Below are 9,482 nucleotides of genomic sequence, written 5' to 3' on the forward strand. Positions count from 1 at the left end.
CCGCCAGATCGGCGGAGCCGATCTGGCGGGTCCGAGATCGGCCTCCCTGACTGATGCCCGGGCAGACCTGCGCGAACCGGGCGACAGCCGGCGGACTGGTGCGGAGAAGTGACCTTCCCATGGGTCGTCGGAGATGGGCGCTGTTCAGTTCAGTGGTTCCCCCGAGAAGGCGACCAAGACGGCGATTGTGGGCCCGACCGGAGATCGTCCTCGGGGCGATATGCCGCGGCCCACCGGGAAGCCGTCCCTCGGGCGGCGGCCACGGTGGGCCGGACCGGGGCGGCGGCACGCCGATCTGGCCTGCCGTCAACCTAACGGAGATGCCGCCCGGTAGATAGCGCTTGTTCAACTGATTTGCCCGCGCCCGAGCCCGGAGACCCACCCGTGGGCGATCGCTGCTTTGCGCGCCGCGGCGCGGGTCACGGACTGTTCGCGCCCGCCGCGGCGCCGCCGGACGTGGGTTCTACCGCGCGAACGTGCTCGCCGAGGTCAGCGCGAACCAGTAGTGGCCATGGCCGGGGAGGGTAAGCAGGTAGGGCAGCTCACCGATCGGCGGGAAATGCACCCGGCCGAGCAGCTCCACCGGAACCAGCCCCTCGAAGCGGCGCAGGTCGAGCTCCACCGGCTGGGCGAACCTGGAGAGGTTCGCGACACACAGCACGCGGTCGTCGCCGTGGGCGCGCACGTAGGCGAACACCGACGGGTTCGACGCGGCCAGCTCCTCGAACGTGCCGAGGCCGAAGACCTGGTGCCGCTTGCGCACCTCGATCATCCGCTTCGTCCAGGCGAGGAACGACGTCGACAGCCGCTGCCCGGCCTCGACGTTGAGGCCCTGGTACCCGTAGACGGGGTCCATGATCGGTGGGAGGTAGAGCCGCGCCGGGTCGGCGGTGGAGAAGCCGCCGTTGCGGTCCGGCGACCACTGCATCGGGGTGCGCACGCCGTCCCGGTCACCCAGGTAGATGTTGTCGCCCATGCCGATCTCGTCGCCGTAGTACAGCACCGGCGAACCGGGAAGCGACAGCAGCAGGGAGGTGAACAGCTCCATCTGGTCGCGGCTGTTGTCCAGCAGCGGTGCCAACCGGCGCCGGATGCCGATGTTCGCCTTCATACGCGGATCCTTCGCGTATTCGGCGTACATGTAGTCGCGCTCCTCGTCGGTCACCATCTCCAGGGTGAGCTCGTCGTGGTTGCGCAGGAAGATGCCCCACTGGCAGTTCGGTGGGATCTCCGGCGTCTGAGCCAGGATCTCCGAGATGGGGTAGCGCGACTCCCGGCGGACCGCCATGAAAATGCGCGGCATCAGCGGGAAGTGGAACGCCATGTGGCACTCGTCGTCGTTGCCGAAGTACTGCACGACGTCCGACGGCCACTGGTTCGCCTCGGCCAGCATGACCCGGTCGGCGTACTTGGAGTCGATCTCCTTGCGGACCCGGCGCAGGTACTCGTGCGTCTCCGGCAGGTTCTCGCCGTTGGTGCCGTCCCGCACGTAGAGGTAGGGCACCGCGTCGAGCCGGAAGCCGTCGATCCCGAGGTCCAGCCAGAACCGCAGGACCTCGATCATGGCGTCCTGGACGTCGGGGTTGTCGTAGTTCAGGTCCGGCTGGTGGGAGAAGAACCGGTGCCAGTAGTACTGGCCGCGCACCGAGTCCCAGGCCCAGTTGGACTTCTCGGTGTCGACGAAGATGATCCGGGCGTCAGGGTAGCGGTCGTCGGTGTCCGACCAGACGTAGAAGTCGCCGTACGGGCCGTCCGGGTCCGACCGCGACGCCTGGAACCAGGGGTGCTGGTCGGAGGTGTGGTTCATCACCAGGTCGGCGACGATCCGGATGCCGCGCTTGTGGGCCTGGTCGACCAGCTCGACGAAGTCCCCGAGGTCCCCGAACTCCGGCAGGATCCGGAAGTAGTCGGAGATGTCGTAGCCGCCGTCCTTGAGCGGCGACTCGTAGATCGGCAGCAGCCACAGGCAGTCGACGCCCAGCCACTGCAGATAGTCGAGCTTGCCGATCAGGCCGCGGATGTCACCGGTGCCGTCGCCGTTGGAGTCGGCGAAGCCCCGGATGAGCACCTCGTAGAAGACCGCCCGCTGGTACCACAGCGGGTCGCGGGAAAGCCGGTCGCCGACCAGCGGCTCGACGCCGGTCTCCGTGCCCAGCGGCTCCTCGGCCGACGTTCCCCGGTGCTCGCTCGTTCCCCGGTGCTCGCCCGTCCCCGGGTGTTCGCCCGTGCCTGTCCCCCCGTCGGCGGTCATGGCCGCCGGACCAGCGTGAACACGTGGGCGGGTTCGACGAACGGGTCGAGCCGGACGTAGTTCTCCTGGCCCCACGTGTAGGTGGCGCCGGTGATCTCGTCCCGGACGTCGAAGGTGTCCCACCACTCCAGGCCGAGGGCGGGCATGTCAAGTCGCACGGTTGACTCCCGGGCAGCATGCGGGTCGAGGTTGACGACGACGATCACCACGTCCGCGTCCGGTCCGGTCCCGGAGCGCTTCGAGTAGGCGATGACCTCGTTGCCATCCGCGTGGTGAATGCTCAGGTTGCGCAGCCAGCGCAGCGCCGGGTGGGCGCGCCGGACGGCGTTGAGCCGGCCCAGGTAGGGCGCCAGCGACGCCCCGGCCCGCTCCGCCGCCGCCCAGTCGCGCGGGCGGTACTGGTATTTCTCGGAGTCGAGGTACTCCTCGCTGCCCGGGCGCACCGGAACGCGCTCGTAGAGCTCGTAGCCGGCGTACACGCCCCAGGTGGGCGAGAGCGTGGCCGCCAGCGCCGCGCGGATCTTGAAGGCGGGCTGCCCGCCGTGCTGGAGGTACTCGGACAGGATGTCCGGGGTGTTCACGAAGAAGTTGGGCCGCATGTAGTGCGCGCCCTCGACCAGCTCGCGGGCGTACTCCTCGAGCTCCCACTTCACGTTGCGCCAGGTGAAGTAGGTGTACGACTGGGTGAAGCCCACCTTGGCCAGCGTGTGCATCATCGCCGGTCGGGTGAACGCCTCCGCGAGGAAGAGGACGTCCGGCTCGGTCGACTTCACCTCGCGGATGAGCCACTCCCAGAACTCGACCGGCTTCGTGTGCGGGTTGTCCACCCGGAAGATCCGCACCCCGTGGGCGGTCCAGTGCCGGACCACCCGCAGGATCTCGTGGTAGATGCCGGCCGGGTCCTCGTCGAAGTTCAGCGGGTAGATGTCCTGGTACTTCTTCGGTGGGTTCTCGGCATAGGCGATCGAGCCGTCGCTGCGGACCGTGAACCATTCCGGGTGCCGCTTGGCCCAGGGATGGTCCGGGGCGCACTGCAGCGCGAGGTCGAGCGCCACCTCCATGCCCAGCGAGCGGGCGCGGGCGACGAACGTGTCGAAGTCCTCGATCGTCCCCAGGTCCGGGTGCACGGCGTCGTGCCCGCCGTGCTCGCTGCCGATCGCCCACGGCGAGCCGGGGTCGTCCGGTCCCGCGACCAGGGTGTTGTTGGGGCCCTTGCGGTTCACCTCGCCGATCGGGTGGATCGGCGGCAGGTAGACGACGTCGAAGCCCAGGTCGGCGATCGCCGGCAGGCGCTCGGCCGCGGTCAGGAACGTCCCCGAGCGCGGCGGGTCGAGCGACGCGCCCTCCGAGCGGGGGAAGAGCTCGTACCAGCTGCCGAAGAGCGCCCGCTCGCGGTCCACCCACACCCGGTGCAGCGGCGACCGGGTCACCAGCTCGCGCAGCGGATGGCGTTCGAGGAGCTCGGCGAGCTCGGGGGAGCACGCCGGCGCGATCCGCTGGTGCGCGTCCTCGATCGAGTCGTCGCGGAGCCTGGCCGCGGCGTGCGCGACCATGGCGCGGCCGCCTTCTGGCACGCCGGGCAGCGCGCGCAGCAGCAGCCGCGCGCCGTCCTCGAAGTCCACGGCGAGCTCGTCGGTGGTCTGCCCGGCGCCGACCTTGAGCTCGATGCCGTGCACCCAGGTCGCGACGGGATCCGCCCACGCTTCTATCCGGAAGCCCCATAGCCCCTCGGCGGTCACCGTGAGGTCGGCTTCGTAGCGGTCAGTTCCGGCGGCCATCAGCCGCATCCGGGTGAACTGAGTGCCGAGCCCGTCTGGGCCAGTCAGCACCGCGTTCACCCCGATGAGGTCGTGACCTTCCCGAAACACGGTTGCGCCCACGGTGATGGATTCCCCGATCACCGCGCGCGACGGCCAGCGGCCACACGAGACGGCCGGAGTCACGTCGGAGATGACTACCCGGCCTACTGAACGTCCGATCATCGCGTCGACCTTATCCAGACGGACCACCCCCCAATGATCCGCCTCCTAGATGGCAAATGGCGATACCCCAACGTGAACTGCGCGCGACCACGGGACGCCCCCATGTGGTGGGGCGGGAGTGCCCGCACTGGGCGACTTCGCCCCTTCCGGCTGCCCGGCCTGTGCTGGATGTTCCCAGGTTGGGTCGGCGAAACCTTCGTCTCTGGCGGTGCCCTGGCATCCATCCCGCGGCCCGGCTGCCCGATCGTGCCGGTGGCCTGCGGCGACATCGCCTCGTTAACGCGCGTGACACGCCGAGCTTCCGGCCGGCCCGGGGTGGCCACCTGGCCGGTCCCGTTCCTCGGGGCTCCCGCCAGGGGCCGGGCCGCGCGGGCCGGAGGCGGTCCGGGCGGGCCGGTCTCCGGGACGAATCATGGCGTCGGCCGCGAATACGTCATCGGTGTGACAAATAATGATCTCCCGCGCGAGTGCCGCCGGCGACGGCCCGCCCTGAAGTGGTGAGGCTTCCGTGATTCGCGGCGGGTTCTGGCGCCGCGTGCCCGGCCATGCCGGGCGCGCCGGTCGGACGGCGCTCGAGGCGCCGATTTGGGAATCTTCACTGGCGCGCCGCCCGCGTTGGGAACTTCCAGAGCGGCATCATTCGTATGGCTCCTGGAAGGCCCGGTCGATGCCGGCCAGCCCGGCGAGCGTCCGGCCAACCCGATATGGGTCACCGCCGGGCCTCGCGTGTCGGGTTGGCGACACACGGTGCTGGTCCGGTACGCCCACGTATGGGCAGTAGGCTGCCGGTCGCACCGGCAGCGAGCCGGGGTGAGGGTGCTCGGGGCGCCGAAGCCCCGTCCGCCACGGACAGCGGGAGGAACAGACAGTGGGAGTCAGCCTCAGCAAGGGTGGCAACGTTTCGTTGTCGAAGGAGGCGCCCGGCCTCACCAACATCGTCGTCGGCCTTGGCTGGGACGCCCGGACGACGACCGGCAGCGACTTCGACCTGGACGCGAGCGCGATCGCCTGCCGCGCCGACGGCCGGGTGCTCTCGGACCAGTACTTCATCTTCTTCAACAACCTGCGCAGCCCGGACGGCGCGATCGAGCACCAGGGCGACAACCTCACCGGTGAGGGCGAGGGCGACGACGAGCAGGTGAGCATCAACCTGACCAACCTGCCGACGGAGATCGACAAGATCGTCTTCCCGGTCTCCATCTACGACGCGGAGGCGCGGCAGCAGAGCTTCGGCCAGGTGCGCAACGCCTTCATCCGGATCGCCAACGGGACCGGCGGCGCGGAGATCGCCCGCTACGACCTGTCCGAGGACGCCTCGACCGAGACCGCGATGATCTTCGGTGAGGTGTACCGGCACGGCGCCGACTGGAAGTTCCGCGCGGTCGGCCAGGGCTACGCGACCGGCCTGCGCGGCATCGCGCAGGACTACGGCGTCAACGTCTGACGGCGTCAACGTCCGAAGGCGTCAGCGTCTGAAGGCGTGGGCGTCTGACGGTGTCGGCGTCTGACGGCATCGACGGCGCGGGGCCGCCGACGCTCACCGGCGTCGACGGTTTGCGTGGAGGCGGCGGGCTCCGGCCCGTCGCCTCGGGGGTGGCGCCGCGGTGGCCCGTGGCGCTCGCCCAGGGCGATCCCGGCCCCGGGCGTCGCGCCCGGCGTGACCGGGCTGAACGCGGGGCGTCCGAAACAGCTGAAATGAGGGCTGAACGCGGGTCTGGCCGGATCTGGCTGGGTGGCGGCTCGGGTGAGGCGGTGATTGTTGGAACCGTGTCACCCGTTTGTCACCTTTGTCCGTCGTAGGGCTGGCTAGGATGCCCAGAACCGCGCATGCTCCCCGAGTGCGTCACCGGTCGTTCGTCCGGTGGTCTCGCCCACCGGCGTCCCTTGACGCCGCCGGGCGCCCACCAGCGGCCGGAACTCGAGGCGAGCGCGGTCGACGGCGGCGCCGGACAACGGCGGTGCGGCGGACTCCGGCGGACCGGAGCTGTGGCGCCACGGCGACCGCTGGCCATGTCTCTCTACCGGTCCGCGGAGGTGCTGGTCCTGGTGCACATCTTGCGGATCTTCGGCTGGTCGTTCGCGATCACCGCCGTCGGCGTCGCGCTCGCCGGCGTGATCGGCGGCGGCGAGGCCGCCGCCATCGTGGCGATCCTGGCAGTCCTGGAGATCAGCCTCTCGTTCGACAACGCGGTCATCAACGCGACGATCCTGCGCCGGATGAGCCTGGTCTGGCAGCGGCTGTTCCTGACGGTCGGCATCCTCATCGCCGTCTTCGGCATGCGGCTGATCTTCCCGATCGTCGTGGTCGCGCTGACCGCGCACCTGGGCCCGATCGACGTCATCGACCTCGCGGTGAACTCCGACAAGGTGATCGACGGTGGCACCTACGCGGACAAGCTGCACGAGGCCCACCCGGCGATCGCGGCCTTCGGCGGCATCTTCCTCTTCATGATCTTCCTGGACTTCATGTTCGACCCGGAGCGGGACGTCCAGTGGCTTCGCTGGATCGAGGAGCCGCTGCGCAAGATCGGGCAGCTCGACGTCGTGCCGGTCGTCCTCGCGCTCGCCGCGCTGCTGGTCGTCGGCGAGACCATCGCCGGGGACGACTCCGCGCAGGTCTTCGCCGCGGGCGTCGCGGGTCTGGCCACCTACCTGGCGGTGCGCGGGCTCGGTGAGTTCTTCGAGTCCCGCGGCATCGGCGCCGAGGAGGACGAGGACGAGGACTCGGAGGGCGCCGCCGCGCCCGCCACGGCAGCGGCCACGACCGCGCCCGCCGGCGGTGGCAACCAGCTGGTGCTCGCCACCGGCAAGGCCGCGTTCTTCCTCTTCCTCTACCTCGAGGTCCTGGACGCGTCGTTCTCGTTCGACGGCGTCGTCGGCGCGTTCGCCATCTCGCAGAACATCTTCATCATCGCCGCCGGTCTGGGTATCGGCGCGATGTACATCCGGTCGATCACCGTCTACCTGGTCCGGCGGGGCACGCTGCAGGAGTACGTGTTCCTGGAGCACGGCGCCCACTACGCGATCGGCGCGCTGGCCGTCATCCTGGCCCTGACGATCAAGTGGGAAGTTCCCGAGATCATCACCGGCCTGGTCGGCGTCGGCTTCATCGGCGTGGCCCTGCTGTCGTCGATCCGACACCGCAACGCCCGCCGAAACGGCGCCGAGCCCGACGAAGAGGAGGCCCCGGAGCCCGTCGGCGCGAAATCCTGACGGTGGTGTGGCCGCGGCTCGGCAAGAACGACGGCAAATCGTTCTGAGCCGCGGTATTCCACCGCATCTACCGCTGTGCAGAATGGTCAACGGGATCGTCGGGCCGGTGTTGGCCGACCGTGAGCGGCCGCCTGACCGGTTCGCCCCGTCCGCGGGGCGCACCGGTCGGCGCCGGCGGACGGACTGTCAGTCCGAGGGGGGCGACGACCCCGGATTCTCCCCCAATCCCGGCACGCCGCCGCGGAAAAGACCGCGAAGGAGCGGACATGGCAATCGACTACTCGAAGCGTCCCAGCAGCACGCCCGGTGCCGCGCCCGGCGCCGCGCCCGGCGTGTCCCTGAGCAAGGTCACCCTCACCAAGTCCGCGCCCAGCGTCTCGCTGTCCAAGCAGGGCGGCGGCGGTCGGCTGCACGTCAACCTGAACTGGAACCAGGGAGGCCAGCAGAAGGGCGGCTTCCTCAAGCGCGTCATGGGCTCGGGCGGCGTCGACCTGGACCTCGCGGCCATGTGGGAGCTGTCCACCGGTCACAAGGGCGTGGTCCAGGCACTGGGCAACGCCTTCGGGGACTTTGACAACCCGCCGTTCATCAAGCTCGACGCGGACGACCGGACCGGTGCCACCGCCGGCGGCGAGAACATCCACGTCAACCTCGCCCAGGCGGCCTACATCCGCCGGATCCTGATCTTCGCGTTCATCTACGAGGGCGTTCCGTCGTGGGACCAGGCGGACGCGGTCGTGACGCTGACCCCCGCGCAGGGCGCGCCCATCGAGGTCCGCCTGGACGAGCGGGCCGGCGGCAAGCGCATGTGCGCCGTCGCGCTGCTCACGAACAACGGCTCGAACGACTTCACCGTCAGCCGGGAGGTCCGTTACGTGAGCGGGCACCGCGAGCTCGACACCCTGTACAACTGGGGCCTCAACTGGACCCCGGGCCGCAAGTGACCGAGCCGCAGTCCCGTCGTCGCCGCGAGCGCTCCAGCCGCTGGTTTCCCGGGCTGGAGCCGCTCGGTCCGTCCCGTCCGGGCCAGGGCCCTGGGCCGGACGGCGACGGCGCCGGGCTCCCCACCGCGGGGGGCCCGGGCGGCGCGCCCACGTCGCCGCCGACCATGCCGGTGCCGGTCACCCCGCCGGAGGGAGTCCGCGGGGTGCCCGCCGGCGCGGACGCCTCGAACCCGCGGGGGACGGCCACCAGGCTCCCCGGCGTGGCCGGCCGGACAGGCGGCGCGATCGACGGACTGCCGCCGTTCGAGGCCGGGCCGTTCGACTCCTATGACGGCTACGACCCGGCGGGTGACCCGACGTCGGAGGTCACGGACTGGACGACCTCCACCGCTCGGCAGGCCTCCCGGACCGGCTTCCAGACCCCCGCGAACGGCGTCGCCGATCGGGCGGGGACCCAGGATCCGGGTATCCCGGGCCCGCCGACCCGCGGGCAGACCCCGCCGCACGGTGTCGACCGTCCGGCGAACACGCCGCCTGGGCTCGCCGTCGGCCAGCAGCCGCCGGGGGTGTCCGGTGACCTGGCAGAGGAGCTCGCCGCCATGGCGCGCCGCCTCGACGAGCTGACGCGGCTGCGTCGACACGACGTGGAGCTGGTCGACCGGCTCCATGAGGAGAACACCAGGCTGCGCCAGGGCGAGCTGACCGAGGCGATGGGCCCGCTGCTGCGCGGCCTGATCCGGCTGCACGACCAGATGTCGAGCCTCGGCGCGGACGACCCGCAGAGCGTCGCCGGCATCCTGCGCAAGCAGCTGCTGCAGGTGCTGGACATCTCCGCCGACGTGCGGCCCTACATCGCGGTGCCAGGCAGCCCGTTCGACCCCGCCCGTCACCTCGCGCTGCGCGGCGTCGGCACCGACGAGCCCGGCCGCGACCGCACGATCGCCCGCGGGGTGCGGCCCGGTTTCGTGCGCGGCCAGTCGACCGTGCTGCGCCCCGCCGAGGCCGAGGTCTACCGCCACCGGTAAGGCCGGGGCGCGGAGCGCCCCGGCCGTCGGGGGCGGGGCGCCCCCGCCCTGGGGGGGGGGGCGGGCC

At 70.8% G+C, this 9,482-nt stretch carries 6 protein-coding genes; 4 read left to right on the forward strand and 2 right to left on the reverse strand.

The genetic code is table 11. From position 1 onward, the window contains the following. Nucleotides 1-463: 463 nt before the first annotated feature. Together treS and I6A81_RS17265 are read right to left on the reverse strand one after the other, a co-directional pair. Entirely contained in the window at nucleotides 464-2,251 is a 1,788-nt protein-coding gene (gene treS / locus I6A81_RS17260; protein WP_238429360.1) for a maltose alpha-D-glucosyltransferase, read from the reverse strand. Then, complete coding sequence (locus I6A81_RS17265; protein WP_203003829.1) at nucleotides 2,248-4,233, reverse strand: alpha-1,4-glucan--maltose-1-phosphate maltosyltransferase; 1,986 nt, start codon at nucleotides 4,231-4,233, stop codon at nucleotides 2,248-2,250. The genes treS and I6A81_RS17265 overlap by 4 nt, the downstream gene beginning before the upstream one ends. 868 nt (nucleotides 4,234-5,101) lie before the next feature. On the opposite strand from I6A81_RS17265, the gene I6A81_RS17270 reads away from it, so the two are divergent. The 4 genes from I6A81_RS17270 (at nucleotide 5,102) to I6A81_RS17285 (ending at nucleotide 9,415) form a co-directional block, all read left to right on the forward strand. After that, on the forward strand, nucleotides 5,102-5,677 hold the full coding sequence (locus tag I6A81_RS17270) for a TerD family protein (protein WP_203003820.1): 576 nt from the start codon (nucleotides 5,102-5,104) through the stop codon (nucleotides 5,675-5,677). Nucleotides 5,678-6,279: 602 nt separating this feature from the next. Beyond that, nucleotides 6,280-7,446, forward strand: a complete 1,167-nt coding sequence (locus I6A81_RS17275) for a DUF475 domain-containing protein (protein WP_203003830.1) — start codon at nucleotides 6,280-6,282, stop codon at nucleotides 7,444-7,446. Between the two features lie 266 nt (nucleotides 7,447-7,712). Next, the gene (locus I6A81_RS17280; RefSeq protein ID WP_203003821.1) at nucleotides 7,713-8,390 is read left to right on the forward strand and encodes a TerD family protein; all 678 of its coding nucleotides are present in this window, start codon (nucleotides 7,713-7,715) and stop codon (nucleotides 8,388-8,390) included. A 170-nt stretch (nucleotides 8,391-8,560) separates the two neighbouring features. Beyond that, complete coding sequence (locus tag I6A81_RS17285; RefSeq protein WP_407661321.1) at nucleotides 8,561-9,415, forward strand: hypothetical protein; 855 nt, start codon at nucleotides 8,561-8,563, stop codon at nucleotides 9,413-9,415. Nucleotides 9,416-9,482 lie beyond the last annotated feature (67 nt).

Source organism: Frankia nepalensis, from assembly GCF_016786325.1.
Taxonomy (GTDB): Bacteria; Actinomycetota; Actinomycetes; order Frankiales; family Frankiaceae; genus Pseudofrankia; species Pseudofrankia nepalensis.

Excerpts from the sequence above, each read along its gene's own strand:
- treS (WP_238429360.1), bottom strand. The coding sequence starts at position 2,251 with ATGACCGCCGACGGGGGGACAGGCACGGGCGAACACCCGGGGACGGGC.
- I6A81_RS17265 (WP_203003829.1), bottom strand. The coding sequence starts at position 4,233 with ATGATCGGACGTTCAGTAGGCCGGGTAGTCATCTCCGACGTGACTCCG.
- I6A81_RS17280 (WP_203003821.1), top strand. The coding sequence starts at position 7,713 with ATGGCAATCGACTACTCGAAGCGTCCCAGCAGCACGCCCGGTGCCGCG.